This window comes from Granulicella sp. WH15 (assembly GCF_009914315.1).
In the GTDB taxonomy this organism is placed as follows: Bacteria; Acidobacteriota; Terriglobia; order Terriglobales; family Acidobacteriaceae; genus Edaphobacter.
In genome coordinates this window covers 1,390,527-1,408,920 of the sequence record NZ_CP042596.1, presented here as the reverse complement: position 1 = coordinate 1,408,920, position 18,394 = coordinate 1,390,527, and the positions used below count along the sequence as shown (strand labels likewise).

Genomic DNA, 18,394 nt, shown 5'->3' with positions numbered 1-18,394 from the left:
AAGTCTACACCCGCTATGATGACAGATTTTCCCATTCCGGCTGCTTCTGCACCCAAGTCTTGTATTCGTACCGCCTTATCCACAAGATGTAGCGTTCCGTCTGTTGATTCCGCCCCGGTCCGCTACTAGAGTTGAGGCATACTGCAGGCCTTCGGCTGCACGCTTTGGCGTGTGCGGTCGAAGAAGGGCAGCAGGGAGTCGGCACAAGCTCATGCTCAAGCTCAAAAAGGTTCAGATCCTCGGGTTCAAGTCGTTCTGCGATCGCACGGAGGTCCAGCTCTCGGGCGAGGGCATCGCCGCCATCGTCGGCCCCAACGGATGCGGCAAGTCCAACATCTCTGACGCTATCACCTGGGTGCTGGGCGAGCAGTCGGCCAAGAGCCTGCGCGGCATCAAGATGGAAGACGTCATCTTCGCCGGAACCCGCGACCGCAAGCCCACCGGCATGGCCGAGGTCTCGCTCACCCTGGTCGACCCCGATATCTACGACGGCACCGGCGACATGGACTCCGCTCCCGACCTGGAGATGGTGGAGGGCGAGGCCACCGACTGGGACGAGACCGCGCTCCGCGAGCAGGTAGCTGCCGAGACCGAGGAGGCCGTCGCCGAGGCACAGCCGGGCACGATCCTCGAAGGCGAAGTGCCCGCTCCGACTCCCGAGAGCCTGGCCGCCGCCGGTGCGGAGGCTGCCCTGCCCACTCCTACCAACAATGTCGTGCTCAAGATTCGTCGGCGCAAGTTCGGTCGCTCGCCGATCCGCGCCGGAGAGCTAACCATCACGCGCCGCCTCTTCCGCTCGGGCGACTCCGAGTACCTGCTCAACGGCAAGATCTGCCGTCTGCGCGACATTCAGGACATCTTCATGGGCACCGGACTCGGAGGCGAGTCCTACGCGATCATCGGGCAGGAGCGCATCGGACAGTTGCTGAGCGCCAAGCCGCAGGATCGCCGCTCCATCATCGAAGAAGCCGCGGGCATCACCCGCTTCAAGAGCAAGAAGCGGCTGGCAGAACTGCGGCTGGAATCGGCCAAGCAGAACCTGGCCCGCGTGAACGATATCTTCGAGGAAGTCTCGAAGCAGATCGGCACGCTGAAGCGACAGGCCGCGAAGGCCGAGCGTTACGGCCAGATTCGCGATGAGCTGCGCGCCAAGCTGCGCGTGGTGCTCTCGAGCCGTATCGCTCAGTTGGACGCCGACCAGACCTCCACCACCGCACAGCTTGCGGAGTTGACGGTAAAGATCGACGCGCAGGCCGCCGATATTGAATCCATGGACGTGGAGCACACCGAGGGCGTGCGCCACGGCTACTCGCTGGACCAGCAGATTCGAGAGCACAGCGCCACCGCCAACCAGTCCGCTGTAGAGCTGGAGCGCATCGCCGCGCGCTCGGCCGCCAACGTCGACCGCATCGCCGAGCTGACCGCGCGACTGGCCTCCGGGGCCGCTGAGATGGAGGCCGCACGGGCGCAGCTTGCAGCGCTCTCCTCTGAGCAACAGGAGCAGCGCAGCTTCCTCGACTCCGCCAACAGCGAGGCCGCGGGATCGCGTGCCGAGGCCCAGCGACAGCAACAGGCGGCCCAGCAGGCGCTCTTCGCGGTCAACAGCAAGGAGCAGGCCGCCGAGCAGAACCGCCGCCACTCCATGCAACTGATGCAGCGCGCCAACCAGATCCGCAACGAACAGGCACAGGCCGAGGCGGCTCTCGCCGGGCTTGATCGCGAGTCGGAGCGGCTGCTCTCAGAGTCCGAAACGGCGCGTCAGGAGCTGCAGAGCCTGAACCTGCAACGCGGTCAGGCGAAGCTCTCGTTCGAGAGCGTGAACGACCGGCTGAAGCGGTTGGAGATGGAGATCTCCGAGCTGCGTCTGCAACTGGAAGCCGGGCGTACCGAGGAGAACCAGAGCAAGCGTCGCGGCGACCAGCTACGTGGCGAGGTCGCCGGTCTCAACGGGCGCAGACAGTCGCTCGAAGGGCTCATCCGCGACCACTCCTACTCGACCGATACGGTCAAAAATATCTTCCGCGCCAGCGCCAAGAAGGCCACGAACACCGGCGAACCGAATCCGATTGTGGGCACGCTCGCCGACTTCCTCGAGGTCGATGGTGCATACGAACAGGTGGTTGACGAGTTCCTGCGCGATGAGTTGAATTACATCGTCGTCAAGAGCTGGGATGCGGCTGATGACGGGATTCGGCTGCTGAAGTCCGACGTTGCCGGACGCGCGACCTTCCTGGTCGAGCCGGGGTCGGAGAATCCCCATGCCGGCGGGCAGGAGTCGCTCTCAAAGCCGACTGGCGAGGGCGTCAAGCCGCTGCGGGAGTGCATCCGAGTGCTCAACGGCTTTGGCCGCTCTCTGGAGGTGCTGCTGCCCAAGCTGCGCGAGGGCTTCGTCGCGCCGGACTCGACCACGGCAAGGACTCTGGCGCTCGAGCATCCCCATGCGTGGTTCCTCTCGCCCACCGGCGAGACCTTCCACCACGTCACCGTCACCGGCGGACGGCCCAGCTCCGGCGGACCGTTGGCGCTGAAGCGCGAGCTGCGTGAGATTACCGATAAGCTTGCGGGTCTCGAGAAAGAGCTGACCGAGACCGATTTGCGCACGCAGGAGTTGCAGCACGAGCTGGCGGCTCACAGCGCCGCTCTCGAGGGCAAGAACCACGAGCGCCGCGATGCTGAGCGTGAGTCGGCCAACTCCGGCGCGGCGCTGCGCCAGATGGAGTCCGAGAGCGCCCGCATCGAGCGGCGTTTGCAGGACTGGATGCAGTCGACCGATCGCAACCGCGAGGCGCGCAACCAGAAGGCGGACCTGATCGCCAGCCGTCAGCAGCAGGCAACGGCGCTCGAGAGCGAGCGGGCCGCGCTGGAGGCTGGACTGACCGAGATCACGGCCCAGGTGGAGGCTCTGCGCAGCGAGCGCGAGCAGTTGCAACAGACCGCAGCTGCTGCTGGAGCCGCTCTGGCCGGGCTTGAGGAGCGGCGGCGCAACGCGCAGGCCAACTTCGAGCAGACCACGCGCCTCTACAACGCGCAGCAGCAGCGCATCGGGCAGCTCGAGCAGCAGCTTGCCTCCGCCGCGACCGAGAAGCAGCGCCGCGAAGAGGAGACGAGCGGCCTCGGCAGCCAGCACGAGGAGCTGGCCGAGACGCGTGCGACCGCCGTCGCGCAGAGCGCTCGCCTGACCGCCGAGGCGGCCGAACTGCGCACCCTGACCGCCGCGCTGGACTCGAAGCTGCGTGCCCTGCGGGCGGAGACGGAGGCTCTACGCGAACAGCGGTCGCACCACGCCGCGCACGCCGCCAAGCTCAGCTCCGACCTCGAGCACATCGAGGAGACCTGCCTGAACGATCTCGCGATCCCGTCCGAGGAGCTGCGCGCCGATGAGAGCATCGTCCGCATCGAGGGAGAGGCCCTGAACGAGCAGGAGACCGAGTCGCGGACGCTGAAGCACAGGCTCGAACAGATGGGGCCGGTAAACATGATGGCGCTCGAAGAGTTTGCCGAAGCCTCGCAGCGGCACAGCTTCCTCGACACCCAGCGCAAGGACCTGCTGGACTCGATCTCCAACACCCAGGCGTCGATCAAGGAGATCGATGACGTATCGCGGGTCAAGTTCGACGAGGCGTACAAGATCATCAACGAGAACTTCTCGGTCACCTTCTCGAAGCTCTTCGGCGGTGGACAGGCGTTCATGCGGCTCACGGACCCGGACAACCCGAACTCCGACTCCTCCGGCATCGAGATCGTCGCGTCGCCTCCGGGCAAGAAGCTGCAGAACATCCTGCTGCTGAGCGGAGGAGAGAAGGCTCTGACCGCGCTCTCGCTGCTGGTCGGCATCTTCCAGTTCCAGCCCGCGCCCTTCTGCATCCTCGACGAAGTCGATGCGCCGCTCGATGAGACCAACGTGGGCCGTTATGCCAAGCTCATCAGCGACATGGCGAAGAATACGCAGTTTATCGCCATCACCCACAACAAGCGCACGATGGCTCAGGCCGATGTGATCTACGGCGTAACCATGCAGGAGCCGGGCATTAGCAAGATTGTCAGCGTCAATTTGGGAAGGACCAACCGCAACCGCGATCAGGACGATCAGCCTCGGCGAGTCGCTTAAAGAATAAAAAGCGCCCTAACGCCGGGCAGGCGGCACTTCGTGCGGTTCTCGGGGTTGCATGGGTGAGTGATCTGCATGGGGCCTCCCGCTGGTCGGCAGCAAGAATTTTGCTTTCCGGCCAACGGGAGAACTTCAAAGTCTTTGCTTGCAAGATAACCGAGCAGATTCCTACGTCACCAGCCGCCCAAAGTGGGCGATACTGGACTAGATGAATGACGCTCTGCTCACCACGGAACTCGGTTCCCTTCCTCTGCTTGCACGCGGCAAGGTCCGCGACATCTATGCGTTGCCCGGCGCCACCGCCGACGCGCCCGGCGACCTGCTTTTCATTGCCACCGACCGCATCTCGGCGTTCGACCACATCCTTGGCTCCGGCATCCCGGACAAAGGCCGCATCCTGACCCAGATCTCGCGGTTCTGGTTTGATTTTCTGGCCGACCTCGTTCCCTCGCATGTGATTTCGACCGATATCTCGAAGTTCCCCGCCTCGCTTGCGCCCTATCGCGGACAGCTCGAGGGCCGCTCGATGCTGGTGCGCCGGGCCGAGATGTTCCCGGTGGAGTGCGTCGTGCGGGGTTACCTCTCCGGCTCCGGCTGGAAGGACTACCAGGCAACCGGCGCGGTCTGCGGCATCGACCTGCCCGCCGGTCTGCGTGAGTCCGACCGTCTGCCCGAGCCGATCTTTACCCCCGCCGCCAAGATCAACACCGGCGGCCACGATGAGAACATTCCGTTCTCCACCGTCATCGATACCATCGGGCGCGAGTACGCCGAGGCGCTGCGCGACCTGACGCTCGCGATCTACGCCAAGGCCTCCGCCTACGCGGCCACCAAGGGAGTCATCCTGGCCGACACTAAGTTCGAGTTCGGCCTGATCGATGGCCGCATCGCACTCTGTGATGAGGTGCTGACGCCCGACTCCAGCCGCTACTGGCCGGCCGACGAGTATGTCACGGGTGGGCCTACGCCATCGTTCGATAAGCAATACGTACGAGACTACCTGGAGTCGATCCACTGGAACAAGCAGGCACCCGCTCCCGCGCTGCCGGACGAGGTGGTCGCGCGCACCCGCGAGAAGTACATGCAGGCCTTCCACCTGCTCACGGGGCGGGATTCGCTGGAGGAGTCCGGCGGGGATAAGGCTGCATCATGAACGGGCTGAATGGCTTCGACTGGGTGCTGATCCTGATCCTGATCGGCTCCACCGTAAGCGCATTCTCCCGCGGCATCATTCGCGTTCTATTCTCGATCGTCGGCCTGATCGCCGGGATTCTCATCGCCAGTTGGAACTACGTGGCGTTGGCCCGGACGCTCAACCAGTGGATTCCCTCGTTCGAGACGGCGGAGGTAGTGGCCTTTCTGCTCACGCTGACTCTAATCGTGGTCGCATTCAGCCTCGTCGCCAGCCTGCTGAGCAGGACAGTCGCCGCCGTAGGATTGGGGCTGCTGGACCGGCTGTTGGGCGCGGCCTTTGGGGTTCTACGCGGCTGCGTCATCGCCGCCGTGCTGATGACGTCGATTGCCGCATTTGGTCCCAATTCGACCTGGGTGAAAAATTCTCATCTCGCCCCCTATTTCCTTGCGGAGGCTCATGCGCTATCCTTCGTTGTGCCCGCGCATTTTCAGAAGCAGGTTGCCGACGGCGCAACCCATATGCTTCACCAGTCACCTGGGCACAGAAAATCGCATACGTTGCTGGAATGGAAGCATTCCGAATAACTGAAATCTTGTGACACTCACGGACGCGGCCGCCTATCGGCCGCAAGCTAAGGAGCCCCTTGAAGCGCGAACTTGACAGCTTGATTACCCAGATGCACAGCGCCGGAATTAACTACACGGACGCGGTTCGCCAGTTCAAGCGGCGCTACATTCTAGAGGTGCTGGCGCAGCATAAGGGCAACCAGTGCAAGGCCGCTACCGAGCTTGGGATGCACCGCAATACGTTGAGCCGTACGCTCACGGAGTTGGACCTTGACACGACCCAGATCCGTCTGGGGATGCGCCGCCCTGTAGTAAGCGAGCGCCCCCGCCTGACCAGCAACATAGCCAGCATCCGCTAGTGAACTTCGTACCGTTCTCGGAGCGGTGTGGATGGGATTGTCTGTATGGGGCCTCCCGTTGGTCGACAGCGGGCATTTTTGTTGCCGACCAAAGGGAGGACTACGCAAAGCTCTAAAAAGGCACGCAAATGCCTGCCCTCCGCGAAGGAGGCTCGTCCGGCAGGACAGTCTCTGCGGCTTTTGAAAAAGCACACCTTGGGCTAAATCCCAGACCTATCCCAGAAACAAAAGCAACGACACTCTCTCCTGTCGGTTACTTTGTGCCGCGCTTGGGTTTGGCACTTTGCCTGGAAATCCCATTTTGTGACCGCCAAGCGATAATTCCACACGGTTACGGCATATCAGGCAGCCCTTTGGGGTATCCTTCGTCCAACGAACAGGAATGACGCAACTTCGCACTCTTCGAGCCTTACGTACCACCATGGCCCGCCCCGTGCGGCTGCCGATTGCCATTGCGCTTCTGGCTACGCAGGCATTCGCGCAGACATCCGCCCCTGCGCACGACCCTGCCAAGGCAGAGAACCTGTACCTGGCCGGGGCGCGCCAGCTCGACCATAAGAACCTGACTCAGGCCGAGGCCGACTTCGAGCAGGCCGTGGCACTCAATCCGAGTAAGCCCGAGTATGCCCTGGCACTCGCGCTGGCGCGCGAGCACCACATCACCGAGCTGGTCCAGCAGGCGGCACAGGCACGCGCAACCGGACAGGTCGAACGCTCCAATTCCCTGCTCGCCCAAGCGAAGAAGATTGACCCCGCGAACCCCATCGTGACCCAGCATCTGGATGCGGCATCGCCGATACCGCTGGAGTTTCATCCCGATCCCCCGCCCCCCAATCAGCCTTGGCGGAACGATGTGGCAACCATCGCCGGGCCGATAGAGATAAAAGCCTCCAAGACCTCGATGCCGTTCGACCTGCGCGGGGACGTCCGCGAGGTGGTGCGGCAGGTGGCCGCAGCCTACGGGATACGAGCCAGCTTCGACGAATCCGTCACCTCGGAACAGCTCCGATTTACGCTCGCCCCGGCTCCATTTGCCCAGACCATGCCGACTCTGATGCGCATGTGCCGCCTCTTCTCGGTCGCGCTCGATCCGACCTCCATCCTGATCGTCAAAGACACGCCGGAGAACCGTCAACACTTCGAGCACCTGCTACAGGAGACGATCTTCGTCCCCGGCACCACCAATACGGAGATCAACGAGCTCGGCAATGTCATTCGCAACGTCTTCGATGTGAAGCAGGTTACGGTGCAGCCGTCCACCGGAAGCATGGTCATCCGCGCCCCAGAGGAGACCCTAAAGGCAGTCAACTACGTGCTTGCCGACTTGATCGACGGCGGCGCGCAGGTGATGCTGGACATGAAGCTCTACGAGATCGACAAGATGCGCATCCGCAACATTGGCTTGGCGGGGCCGCAGTCGGTGGGGGCGTTCAGCATCGCATCGGAGGCGCAGTCGCTGGTCACGGCGAACCAGAGCACGGTCAACCAGGCTATCTCTCAGGGGCTCATCAAACTGACGGGCAACTACTACACTGATATCGCCACGGAAGCGCTCTTTCTGCTCGGCACGGGGCTGGCCTCGAGCAGCCTGCTCTCGGGGCTCTTCGGTGTCTTTGGCGGCGGCATCAGCACTATCGGCGTCTCAGCCCCCGCGGCGACCTTCAACCTGGCGATCAACTCGTCCGACACCCGCGCGCTGGACGATATTCAGGTGCGGGTGGGCGATCACCAGAGCAGCACTTTCCGGGTCGGGTCAAAGTACCCCATCACGACCTCCAGCTACTCGAACGGGCTGAACAGCTCGACCTCCGCGGCGCTTGCCGGTGTCACGATCAACGGCGTCAGCGCAGCGTCGCTCGCCTCGCAGTTTCTCGGAACCGGCTCGTCGCTGACGGTGCCCCAGGTGCAGTATGAAGACATCGGGCTGACGCTCAAGACGACGCCCGCGGTGGAACGCTCCGGCATGATCTCGGTTCACGTCGAGCTGAAGATCGAGGCGCTCACAGGCCAAAGCGCGCTGGGCAACCCGGTCCTCTCCAGCCGCTTTCTGACCTCCGATATCGGAGTGCAGGAGGGGACCCCTGCGGTTTTGGTCTCGGCGCTCAGCAGCACGGAGTCGGCTGCAATCAACGGGACACCGGGCATCAGCGATTTGCCTGGATTTCAGGGGGCATCGGATAAGACCAGCGAAAACGATACCTCTGAGCTGCTTTTGACCATCACTCCCCACCTGGTGCGCCGCCGCAGCGATGCGATGGCCAGTGCGAAAATCGTCTTCAACATTCCTGCCGGAACGGACTATTAAGCCGAGTATTCCTCAGCCGAGATTGACCCAAACGTTCATACTCGATATAGTTGATCTTGTGAGAGCGGGAGTAGCTCAGTGGTAGAGTGCTTCCTTGCCAAGGAAGATGTCGCCGGTTCGACCCCGGTCTCCCGCTCCAAGAAAACCCATCCGCAGTACACTTCATACACAATCTGAGCTGTACGGCACCCGGGGCGCGGTACCCAAGTGGTAAGGGAGAGGTCTGCAAAACCTTTATGCGTCGGTTCGATCCCGACCCGCGCCTCCAAAATAACTTCTTTATAATCAATAATTTGCGAGTAAGGTAAAACATATTACCTTACTTTTGTCTTAGTCTAAAATCCGGGCTATGAGAGCACTCCCTGGCCGAACCGGTGTCTCGATCCCCTCTGTACCACTCGTTACGATCTTTGTACGCCACTCCGCCAACTGTCCTCATAAAAGTGACCATTTCTACAGGCGATGCAATTGTCGGAAAAGTCTGCGTTACTTTTACGACGGCAAGCAAAAAGTACAGTCAGCGAAGACACGTAGCTGGATACATGCCGAAGAAGCTAAAAGAGAGCTCGAGGATCATTTTCGTTCTCCAGCAGCAGTACAGCCCCCCGCTGTCCCTGTAGAGACTGAATCACAACCAACCATTGGTTTAACGGTGCAACGTTTTCTGGGCAATAAGAAAACGCAAGGATTGACCGTTAACGTTTTACAAAAATATGAAAGAGAACTCGGTCGCTTCGCTGCGTTTATGACGAAGCGATCTCATCTCTTCCTCCGCGACATTGAGTCTGAAGACATTGCAGTGTTTCGCGAGGGCTGGCAGGACCTTTATCCATCACCTACAACTCGCTCCAAGGTTCAGGATCGCCTAAAGACTTTCCTGTGGTACTGCTACGAAACCAGACTCATCGATCGGATGCCACAACTGCTTCCCATCCGGGTCAGGAGACCTCAGGCGATTCCCCTCTCAGAGAAGCAATTCCAGGAACTTCTTCAGGTCATTCCATATCAGTTTTCTGAGGATGGCGACCACGCTCAAAGAGTTCGTGCATTCATTCTGCTCATTCGCCATAGTGGGCTCTTCATACATGACTTGGTGAAACTGCAAAGAGACGGTATCCAAAGAGACATGAAAAAAAATCTCTATCGCGTTACGGTCGTCCGACAGAACACGGGCACTTCCATATCGATACCAATACCGCCCGCTGTAGCTATTGAAGTAATCGCAGCAATGGAGTCAAACCATGATCCCAAGTATGTCTTTGGGAATACTGAAGCTGGGAGATCTCAGACCTCCGTTACAGACTGGAAGCAGGACATTAAACAGGTCTTCAAAGCGGCCGGTCACCCAAAGGGCAGACTTCGTCAATTGCGCGACACATTCGCCGTTTCCCTGCTTGAGAGAGGAGTGCCTTTAGAGGAGGTGTCGCTATTGCTGGGGCATAAGTTTGTTAGCACAACGGAGAGAATATACGGAAGGTGGGTCAAAGCCCGTCAGGATCGATTGGATGCATTGGTAAGCAAGACTTGGGAGCAGGATCCATCTCTCTAATCGGGCTATGCTCCCCAAGGGGGGTACGCGCAGCGAGCTCTCTCACGCGACAGACGCGGTGGAACACGATCCCTTGGGCTTGGATTCAATTATGTACGATTCGCAACATCTCGATCTCACGCTGATCGCTGGCCACAAAAAGGAAGTGCCATTCGTTCTTCCGTGGCTTCTGAAGGGTGTCCCCGTAGGTTGGATTGAGTCTCACACGCTCGAACAGTGGCGGGACTTTGTGGCCGCGTTGGGGCTGCCGGCATACATCCCGGAGATCGTTTCAGCGAAGTTCAAGCGGGCACAAATGCTCTATTTTATCTCCTGGCTGTACGGTGACCTTATCAAGGCAGGAGAGCTCGTGGCACTCACCGCCCTGGAACTGGCACTACGCGACTGCTATGGGAACAAGGTCAAAGGTCGTCGTGGTCAGCAGCCAGAGTTCTGGCTTGCAGCTCTTGGTGTTAGGAAACTTGATTTTTGCCCCGGCCATAAATATCGATGAACTGGGCTTCGTTTTTCTACCATAGGAGGATCAGAACGATACCACCTGTCAGAAGTAGCGAGTTCTAACATATCCAGTAATTACCGCGTTCCCGCGATTGAGACAAGCGTCTCAATTTTTCATCTACTTACAAAGAGCTCCTGAAGGAAGCGCTTTCCCGCCCCCGTGAGCGCTGGAGAATCTTCGAGAGCGCGAACGGCGTCGATTTCCTCTTTAATATCAAGGATTCGGCGGAGCGCAAAGTCGCGGTCGATACTGCGATGGGTGGTTTGTGAGATCTGTCGCCACATCCAACGAAGCACGTAGAAGACGTATAGACCATGCAAACTTATATCGTAGTCATCATCCTGACCAAGTACGACATGACAGCACCATACGAGTTGAGAAACAGCAGCCCACAAGAACGGTAACGGCTTGATCACGTCGAAGAGAGCGATTTCTAGTAGTTTGGTTGCCTGCTCCGCGTAGACGCTATTAGCCAGTTTGATCCCACGTTCCGAACAAAAGCTTACCAGCGCGGGACTAGCCGCTTCGCAGCGCAACAGACGATCATTTTCCACTGGAATAGCTTTTAGTAAGAGAGTATCTGCGGTTGGCGAATCTGAAAGAAAGCGTTCGGTTGTGTAGTTTTCCCGTGTCAATTCGTGAAACCTGAGTAGCGCGCGCTCTCCTGACAACCGAAGAGAGGCAGGAAGCGGGCTCTCAGATTGCGGAAGTAGATTTGCCGGATCGAGATTAGGAGCGATGGGCATAGAACGAAAAGACAAGGGTGTAGCGATCTCCCTGATGAACCTGGCTCACCGCGTGATAAGAAGCAGGGGAGATTTCAAACCCAAACGCAGAACGACTCGTGGGGAGTATGACATCCTCGAGCGTCTCCACCTCTGGCCCTCGAAACAGCATCAGCATGCCACCATTTTCGTCGCTCCAGCCCCGATTCAGCTGAATAAGAAAGCGATGGGTTTCACCATCAGGCCGTGCATCGTTATGAATTCGAATTTTCTGTGTTCGATTGAGCTTGTGTGCGGTGATGTCAATTTGGGGCTTGATGGGGGTGCCTGCCGAAGGTGTAAGTAAGGCTCAACGTCGGTTCGCTGACGATAGTCTTCAGCCTGATGCTGAGATCGTAGTCAGGGTACGGATACCGGATAAAGAGGCCCCTGTACTGTGCGCGTAGACCAAGCCCATGTGGCAGGCGGTAGTCGACACCGAATCCTGCGATCACCTCGGGAAGAAACGTGTTGGATCTGCGTGGGAGATACCCCCCGATGTTATTTGCCGCAAAGGCTACGGTTCCGCCTCCTGCCTCACCGAATGCGGTGAGGCGATTCGTCAGGTGCTTTTGCGCGATATAGGAGACGCTGACCTCATACATGTGCGCGGGAATCAGCGTATTGGATGTTGTTCCCGTGGAGTTTGTGGGTGCGAGAACGGTATCGGTATAGCGATAGGTCGAATGTGTGTATCCGAAGTTCACCGAGTAGCCGAGCCATGGCTTGAAGCTCTGTCGAAAGGTAGCAAACACTCCAGCCGATGGCGAAAGACTCTGCGTCATCAGATCGGTCTTGGTATCACTGACGCGGTCCGCGGATAGTTGCGCCATTGAACCCACGGAGACAGAGGTCTCCACGTGATATTTGGGATGTTCTATATGCGGGATCGATGGCGAAGAAAAGACAGCGCTGCTGGAATCCGTGACCGGCGTGTTCTGAGCTGGGACGGCCTGCGCGAATAGAACAGGGCTGGCGGCAAGAATGGTGGCATGAACGATAACGATGCGCCGGAAAGACTGTAAGTTCAAATTCAAGACAAGAACTCCGTGGGGTAGGTGTAGATGTTTATTTATGGGAGAAACGGTAGGTGATGCCTACCATAGGCTCGTTGCTGATGAGGGTGGTGCTGACGGCGGGAACGGCATTGTCAGTGGATTGGAAGTCTGGTCCTTTGAATATCTGCATTCGGTAGCTGGTATGGATGGCCAGGTGTTTTGTCACGGCTAAGTCTGCACTCGCGCCGACGATTACGGAGCCACGCAAACTCGTGCCGGTCCCCGAGTTCTTCTTGGTGGGTAGGAAACCCATGAGTCCCGCTCCCCCCTCAACGACTGTACTCACGATTCCATGATGTGGTCCCTGGAGAACATAAGTGCCGGCAACTTCATAGATACGCTGGTTCAAGTCGGTTCCTGTGCTCGTGAAAGCAGTGCGATATCCGTAGAGAAAATCGGGACGGGCGTAAGACACCGCTACTCGATAGCCGACTGCCGGTCTCAGCTGCTGATGAAAGGACGCGATCGCACTTATGGCGTGAGTTGCCCCTTGAGAGTACGTGGTCTCGTCTTTGTGGACGTCGCGCGTGCCGATAAGTATCCCCCCCATAGCGAGCGTTACATCGATGGGATGCTCACGATGAATAGCATTGCGCTGACGCCTGTGCTTCGAAGAGCTGTCCGATCCGGGGATCTGGGAAGGCGTTGCCGGTTGGATGGCGATGGGTGGGAGGTCCAGCGTCAGAGACGACGGAACAGGGCCCCGAGCAAGAGGAATGAACCGGAGTACGGGGGCTGGCTCGACAAGATCCGGAATAGACGAGAGGATGCGCGGGGGAACGTTATACAGTAGCAAGTTCGGAGAAGCCGACAGCGGAACATCGGGGAGAACCGGTTTCCGGCGCAAGCTTCGCGGATTGGCGTTGGAGGCAATAGCCGTTGCATCTGTGGAGAGTGAGTCCTGTGAGGGAGGCTTCGACTGAACCATGTCGTTGGGCCGGTGAAGCGTGGAAGTCCTGTCTGCATGATGTTGCGTGGTGATGAAGAGGGACGTTGCGGCAAAGGCGAGTCCAAGCCCGGCCAGTGTGGGAAGAAGCCATCGGGAAAATCTCACAGGCCTCAGAGGTTGCCGCGGGAGCTTAGACCACACACTCCTCCAATTGCGCTCGACAATCTCTTCACTGATCTCCAGCGGGACGCCGCCCTTGAAGGAGCGCAACATCGCTGCATATGCCTCTGACTCGGAGGCCAGGGAGGGATCGACTCGCAGGGTCTGCTCCAGCGCACGCGCCCTGCCGGGCGAAAGTTCATGAAGGTGATATGCGATCAGATCGTTTTCGTTGAAGGGCTTCACGGCAGCTCCTTGAGAAGCGGGGGCGTTGAGAACGCAGAACCGGAGTTGCTTCGCGGTGGTCCGAGCTCTTTGCGCAGTTTGGCAACCGCGCGGAACAACGTTTGCCGGGCTGAATTGGGACTGGTTCCGAGAGCGTTTGCAATCACGCTCACCGGCTGTTCTTCGATGTGGCGCAGAACGAAGGCTGTTCTTTCCATGGGAGTGAGAAGATTCATGGCGCGCTCGCGTTCGCGCGCGGCTTCCGCATCCAGCAAAGCAGCCTCTGGCGTGAGGTGTGGTGAAACGGGAGATTCCGCATGTGGAGCATCATCCAGTGATTCGGCGTTCCACTCTGGGTGACGCGTGCGACGTTTGATGAGATTGAAAGCGCAGTTCATAGCGATGCGGTATACCCATGTTCCGAAGGCCGCTTGTTCGCGGAAGGTCGACAGTTTCTTGTAAGCCTGGACAAAAGCCTCCTGCGCAGCCTCTTCTGCGTCCTCGAGGTTACCGGTCACGCGCAGCGTCATGCGCAGAACCGCGGGTAAGTGACGCTCCATCAGGATGCGGTACTCTTCGCGGTCCCCGACTAAAACGCGTCGAATCGCTTCTCGTTCCAAAGCTTCCATTTGCTGGTTTAGACAACGGAGTCTGAAGTTTGTTATGTGACACGTATGACATAAACGATCTTGTATATATCGACCGCTCGGAGATCTTCTTGGTGACGAACTGGAACTACTGAGGCCGAGAGGCATACCCCATACCATTACGCTCTGTCGCTCTATAGAGTCTGTTCACGTTCTTGGATTGGAGGCACCACCGAGCACACAACGAGAATGGCCACAGCCACGTGTCCCCGGCAATTACGATTGTCGTCGTAACCTTCCTCAGCATCAAAGATGCTTTCGGTAAGATTCGATCATCAAGTCTTCCCCATGGTTACCGTATCGGCGGATTTCTTTCGATGCTTTCAAGCGTGGCAGGTCAAAAGATCACCACCAGCTCTGCTATGCGAGCGGTCCTAGAGAGCTGGCTTGCCCGTTTTTTCCAATCTGAGGTATGCACTCCTCAGGAGTGAGCAATGATCACTCAATTAGGACCGGGCGACCGAGTCTGTATGGCAGGCAAGTGTTTTGGGCATGGAACAGTGCGGGCGCAAGCTGGGACAGCGAAGATGGGCAGCAGCTCATGGTCACTGTGGAATGGAATTGTTCGCCGGGATATGTCAGCGCTTCTTTCGTGCGGGATTTGAAAGGAAAGCAGAGATAGGAGTCCAAAGTGGTGAATGAATTCTTCCGCTGAGAGCTAGGACTTCCCCGCCCTCTTTCTTTACGGCGCAGTTCAAGGCCAGCGCCCGGATGTATGGGTGATGCAAGGAGTCTTTGACCGCAAGATCAGCAATGATATGCCTCCTACGATCTCCATTGCGGCACACGCGCCGAACGGCTACGTGCACGCATCCATCTGCCAGTATGGCGGATCGCGATGTGATGGACTTCATTGTTTCAGCCATCGAGGCAACAATGAGTCACCCCGATGGCTGCTCGATGCGGCTTTGTGCTGCACTTCTATTGCGGCAGGGTATACGGGGCAGACCACGGAGACATTTGCTCCGGGCTGGCAGGTAGGTGATACGCCTCCCTCATGCGCCGCCGGAGTCGGAGGGATCGCCAATGACTTCGATTGCGGCACTGTAGAACGCGCGGTTGGCATCCGCATGGTCTCGTGGATCGGCGGATCGATTTCCTGGCGATTCAATTCCGCGAAAATAGATAAAGACTGATACTGCAAAAGATCTGAAAGGAAAGCACCGGGGCAACCACTATGAGCGAAACCGTCACGCAACTCACGACATCCGACGTCATTCAACAGGCCGAGGAGCGCATGCAAACACTGCTGCCCAGTATCTACCGTGACCGTACAGACGACGTGCAGCCCGTGTCGATGGGTTCGGCCCCGTTAGCGTTCGATGTGGACGGCAACGTCGCATGGGACCGCATGTGGGGTTCGTTTTGTGACCTCGCTATGGCGGGCGGCCCGCCGCACAAGGGCTAGCTGCTGAAACCCGGTACGCCGGAGTCGATCCTCGCAGAACCCGCGCACTACGCCGAGGTATGTGACGAGATCGTGCGTGGCATCGAACTCGCCGCGCGCTTGCAGGCAGCGCCATTCTCATCGCCAGGCTGGCTGCGCGTGCCCTGCCGCAATCACACCATGGCCGGGTGGTTGTTGCGCGCGATCACTATGGAGAACGTCTCCGTGCGCCCGGAAGAGGGCTCGATTTTGTTGCTCGCCGGGCCCTCCTTTCGCGTACAAAAGGAGATCAAGAACGTCATCACCGTGATCACCAAAACCACCCACTACTGGAGCGGCCACCTGATGCGTCTTCAGCAGCTTGGGATCGCAAACCTCTTCCATCAGCTCGACAGCGAAGCTTCGCTGCTACAACCCGCATGGACGCCCAGCGCCGAAAATATAGACGCACGTAAACGTATCCAAGGCGCGCTCGAAGACGTGACGGGCCTTCGGATCACGGACCACAGTTATGACGAATGGATCGGCCTGGACTGTGGCAGCGCTCCGTCAGCAATCACTACTATGCGCCGCCTCGTGGCTAGCAACATTCTCTGCCGCCGCGAAGAGGCCGCAATCTTTGTCCCATTGAATCCTGCCGCCGATCCCCACGGCACGCGTCTCGCACGCTCGGTTGCGGGTCTTCTCGCCCAAAACGCATGAAAACCTCACCACTCAAAAGAGGAGATGGAGTGCGTTCGTCTCGAAAGTTGCCCAGGTCCGATGCTTGCATCGACTCTCCTCTCGAATGAGCGACTTGCCAATATCGAACGCGGATTGAAGGACACAAGTCTTGTCTGTGGGTGGGGCGAGGGGGGCTCCCGGTCTGCCTACAGAGGAACCACGGCTCGCCCAGAGGACCTGGCATAATGGTGCACGATCCTGATTGCGAGACGATCTTCTGGAGACCCCACTCTCTCCTAAAAGCATAACAACGCTAATGAGCCTTCACGTCGCCCTTGGATGCAAGGATTTGACCCCGCAGCTGCGGGGTTAAGACGTCCTCGGTGGGAATCGGGCAGGGCTTGATCGTGCACTTCGATTCGTTCGTCGGCGTCGTCTTCGTGTAGTTGTGATTGAAGTCGGCGTCAGCTGGAACCGTATAGACGAGGACTCGCCGACCGAGCGTGTACTCATCGGTGGTCGGGATGATGCGCGTTGCGTCGGCGTGCAGCCACTGCGTGAGATAGGCCTTGGTGTTGATGGCACGGTAGGCGGCGACGTCGCTGAAGCGCACATCGAGTCCTGTGGGATCTTCGTGCATACGCTCCATGCCGTGCTCCGCTTCGGCGTGGTCGTAGAGAGGATGCGAGATGCCGACAAGCACCAGCTTTATACCGGGCGCGTCCTTCAGCTTCTGCGCAGCCTGCTCCAGGCATGGCAACGCCTGGTCTTCGACCCGCGCCGGGCGTCGCGAGTCTTTGCTGAATTCGATGGTGCAGAGCTTCTCTACCCCCGAAGCTAATGGGAGCTGCTGCGCTGGCAAGTCACTGGCGAAGGCCGCTGTAAGCAGAGCCAGTGTGGGTACGAACGATCGATGTCCAAGCATGAGTTCTCTTCCTTTGCGTTGCAGTCTCTGGCCTCGGCAGCCGTCGTGCGATGAGGGCAGCTGCCGAGGCCTGGATTTACTTCGAGGTGTAGTCGACCGGGATGAGCGGCAGCCCGGGGACGTCGTTGCCGCCGGGGATGAGACCCTCCTGGCACGCCTCCTCCCACAGCTCGAACTTGGCCTGCGACTCCTCCGTTACAGGTCCGGTTGGTACGCCGCCATCGCCACCGAAGTAGGCACGCTTCTCATCGACCGCGAAGGTCCAGGGACGCGTGTAGACCGATGGGTCATCGAAGGTGGCCTCGTAGCGCAGCGTGTTCGGGCCGGTGAACTTAAAGCGTTCGATGTAGTGGACCTTGTCGCTTGAGAAATCTCCTGCACGACTCAAGCGTCCCTTGGCGTTGTTGCTGGTGGTATCGACGACGAGGGTGGTTCCCTCCCAGTGGCCGCGCGAGTCGCCGAACCAAAGCTTCAGGTCGTTACCGATGTGCGGGCGGTTGTCGAGGTAGACGATGCGGTACTGCTCCGCGCCGGAGTAGATGAAGAGCAGATAGCCGGGGTACTGCTCGATCTTGACATCGTGCCAGGTGAACTGGCGAACAGCGCCCAGAGGCCAGCAACGCTGCTGCGGATCGATATCGCCGTAGCGTGCGAACTCATAGTAGTGGGCGAAGAGATCCTGCTGATGAGCGAGAGCCTCCGGCGTGTAGGGAATGTCGTAGTTGGGCGTGTCGATGATGCGGCTGGGGGCGTTGCGCGCTGCCCTCGGGGCACCCTCACCCCTGCCGCCACGGCTACCGTCGGGCTGCGCGTTCACGATGCTGGGTGGATTGCCGTTACCGCGCTGGCCGGGAGCCTTGCCGGTGGCATCCACTGAGGGCGGCCCTCCGGCGTTCGCAGTGCCCGCCGCAGGTCTGGGGCCGGGAGGCGGCACGCAGTTCACATCGCCGTTGGTCGGGTTGGTCAGGCAGCCCATGCCGTAGTAGACAGCAGTCCATGTGCCCTGCACGTCGGGCTGTCCGTCGCTTAACAGCGTCGGCTTCCAAGGCTTGGCTGGCGACTGTGCGTGACCGTGTAGGCTCGTAACTCCAAGCAGCAGCGCCATTGCTTGATGCTTATATCTCGTGTTCACTTGTGACTCTCCTGTCGCATTGCG

The 18,394-nt window shown here is 59.2% G+C and carries 15 protein-coding genes and 2 tRNA genes; 11 read left to right on the top strand and 6 right to left on the bottom strand.

All coding sequences use genetic code 11. The features are described 5' to 3' along the window. Positions 1-211: 211 nt before the first annotated feature. The 9 genes from smc to FTO74_RS05935 all read left to right on the top strand — a co-directional run bounded on the left by smc (position 212) and on the right by FTO74_RS05935 (position 10,515). Positions 212-4,108, top strand: coding sequence for a chromosome segregation protein SMC (smc, locus tag FTO74_RS05975; RefSeq protein WP_162537320.1), 3,897 nt, complete (start codon positions 212-214; stop codon positions 4,106-4,108). Positions 4,109-4,316: 208 nt separating this feature from the next. Beyond that, positions 4,317-5,261, top strand: coding sequence for a phosphoribosylaminoimidazolesuccinocarboxamide synthase (locus FTO74_RS05970; protein ID WP_162537319.1), 945 nt, complete (start codon positions 4,317-4,319; stop codon positions 5,259-5,261). Continuing rightward, on the top strand, positions 5,258-5,827 hold the full coding sequence (locus tag FTO74_RS05965; RefSeq protein ID WP_162537318.1) for a CvpA family protein: 570 nt from the start codon (positions 5,258-5,260) through the stop codon (positions 5,825-5,827). Before FTO74_RS05970 ends, FTO74_RS05965 begins: the two co-directional genes overlap by 4 nt. A 59-nt stretch (positions 5,828-5,886) precedes the next feature. Then, on the top strand, positions 5,887-6,168 hold the full coding sequence (locus tag FTO74_RS05960) for a helix-turn-helix domain-containing protein (protein WP_162537317.1): 282 nt from the start codon (positions 5,887-5,889) through the stop codon (positions 6,166-6,168). A 421-nt stretch (positions 6,169-6,589) separates the two neighbouring features. Continuing rightward, the gene (locus tag FTO74_RS05955) at positions 6,590-8,473 is read left to right on the top strand and encodes a hypothetical protein (protein WP_162537316.1); all 1,884 of its coding nucleotides are present in this window, start codon (positions 6,590-6,592) and stop codon (positions 8,471-8,473) included. 64 nt (positions 8,474-8,537) lie between these two features. Next, positions 8,538-8,612: transfer RNA gene (locus FTO74_RS05950), tRNA-Gly, on the top strand. 54 nt (positions 8,613-8,666) lie between these two features. After that, a tRNA-Cys gene (locus FTO74_RS05945) sits at positions 8,667-8,741 on the top strand. An 81-nt stretch (positions 8,742-8,822) separates the two neighbouring features. After that, positions 8,823-10,022: a tyrosine-type recombinase/integrase gene (locus tag FTO74_RS05940; protein WP_162537315.1), complete on the top strand. Its 1,200-nt coding sequence runs from the start codon at positions 8,823-8,825 to the stop codon at positions 10,020-10,022. 7 nt (positions 10,023-10,029) lie between these two features. Then, positions 10,030-10,515: a hypothetical protein gene (locus FTO74_RS05935; RefSeq protein ID WP_162537314.1), complete on the top strand. Its 486-nt coding sequence runs from the start codon at positions 10,030-10,032 to the stop codon at positions 10,513-10,515. Between the two features lie 119 nt (positions 10,516-10,634). Here FTO74_RS05935 and FTO74_RS05930 read toward each other — a convergent pair whose 3' ends face one another. The 4 genes from FTO74_RS05930 to FTO74_RS05910 all read right to left on the bottom strand — a co-directional run bounded on the left by FTO74_RS05930 (position 10,635) and on the right by FTO74_RS05910 (position 14,245). Then, positions 10,635-11,267, bottom strand: coding sequence for a hypothetical protein (locus FTO74_RS05930; RefSeq protein ID WP_162537313.1), 633 nt, complete (start codon positions 11,265-11,267; stop codon positions 10,635-10,637). Positions 11,268-11,548: 281 nt separating this feature from the next. Then, on the bottom strand, positions 11,549-12,322 hold the full coding sequence (locus tag FTO74_RS05920) for a hypothetical protein (protein WP_162537312.1): 774 nt from the start codon (positions 12,320-12,322) through the stop codon (positions 11,549-11,551). A 31-nt stretch (positions 12,323-12,353) separates the two neighbouring features. Next, complete coding sequence (locus FTO74_RS05915) at positions 12,354-13,637, bottom strand: hypothetical protein (protein WP_162537311.1); 1,284 nt, start codon at positions 13,635-13,637, stop codon at positions 12,354-12,356. Further along, positions 13,634-14,245 carry a sigma-70 family RNA polymerase sigma factor gene (locus tag FTO74_RS05910; protein ID WP_162537310.1) on the bottom strand — a complete coding sequence of 204 codons (612 nt, stop codon included), beginning with the start codon at positions 14,243-14,245 and terminating at the stop codon, positions 13,634-13,636. Before FTO74_RS05910 ends, FTO74_RS05915 begins: the two co-directional genes overlap by 4 nt. Positions 14,246-15,440: 1,195 nt before the next feature. On the opposite strand from FTO74_RS05910, the gene FTO74_RS05905 reads away from it, so the two are divergent. Then, a complete protein-coding gene (locus FTO74_RS05905; RefSeq protein ID WP_162537309.1) occupies positions 15,441-15,671 on the top strand; it encodes a hypothetical protein in 231 nt (76 codons plus the stop codon). A gap of 72 nt (positions 15,672-15,743) precedes the next feature. Beyond that, a complete protein-coding gene (locus tag FTO74_RS05900; protein ID WP_162537308.1) occupies positions 15,744-16,352 on the top strand; it encodes a hypothetical protein in 609 nt (202 codons plus the stop codon). A 274-nt stretch (positions 16,353-16,626) separates the two neighbouring features. On the opposite strand, the gene FTO74_RS05895 is transcribed toward FTO74_RS05900, so the two are convergent. Together FTO74_RS05895 and FTO74_RS05890 are read right to left on the bottom strand one after the other, a co-directional pair. Next, positions 16,627-17,238, bottom strand: a complete 612-nt coding sequence (locus FTO74_RS05895) for a hypothetical protein (RefSeq protein WP_162537307.1) — start codon at positions 17,236-17,238, stop codon at positions 16,627-16,629. A gap of 76 nt (positions 17,239-17,314) precedes the next feature. Continuing rightward, positions 17,315-18,370 (bottom strand): hypothetical protein, encoded by a 1,056-nt coding sequence (locus FTO74_RS05890; RefSeq protein WP_162537306.1) that lies wholly within the window; start codon positions 18,368-18,370, stop codon positions 17,315-17,317. Positions 18,371-18,394 lie beyond the last annotated feature (24 nt).

What these genes read in the sequence shown, in the direction of transcription:
- FTO74_RS05910 (WP_162537310.1), bottom strand. Translation starts at nt 14,245, where the DNA reads ATGGAAGCTTTGGAACGAGAAGCGATTCGACGCGTTTTAGTCGGGGAC.
- FTO74_RS05955 (WP_162537316.1), top strand. Translation starts at nt 6,590, where the DNA reads ATGGCCCGCCCCGTGCGGCTGCCGATTGCCATTGCGCTTCTGGCTACG.
- smc (WP_162537320.1), top strand. Translation starts at nt 212, where the DNA reads ATGCTCAAGCTCAAAAAGGTTCAGATCCTCGGGTTCAAGTCGTTCTGC.
- FTO74_RS05935 (WP_162537314.1), top strand. Translation starts at nt 10,030, where the DNA reads ATGCTCCCCAAGGGGGGTACGCGCAGCGAGCTCTCTCACGCGACAGAC.
- FTO74_RS05965 (WP_162537318.1), top strand. Translation starts at nt 5,258, where the DNA reads ATGAACGGGCTGAATGGCTTCGACTGGGTGCTGATCCTGATCCTGATC.
- FTO74_RS05930 (WP_162537313.1), bottom strand. Translation starts at nt 11,267, where the DNA reads ATGCCCATCGCTCCTAATCTCGATCCGGCAAATCTACTTCCGCAATCT.
- FTO74_RS05895 (WP_162537307.1), bottom strand. Translation starts at nt 17,238, where the DNA reads ATGCTTGGACATCGATCGTTCGTACCCACACTGGCTCTGCTTACAGCG.
- FTO74_RS05905 (WP_162537309.1), top strand. Translation starts at nt 15,441, where the DNA reads ATGAGCGAAACCGTCACGCAACTCACGACATCCGACGTCATTCAACAG.
- FTO74_RS05940 (WP_162537315.1), top strand. Translation starts at nt 8,823, where the DNA reads ATGAGAGCACTCCCTGGCCGAACCGGTGTCTCGATCCCCTCTGTACCA.
- FTO74_RS05970 (WP_162537319.1), top strand. Translation starts at nt 4,317, where the DNA reads ATGAATGACGCTCTGCTCACCACGGAACTCGGTTCCCTTCCTCTGCTT.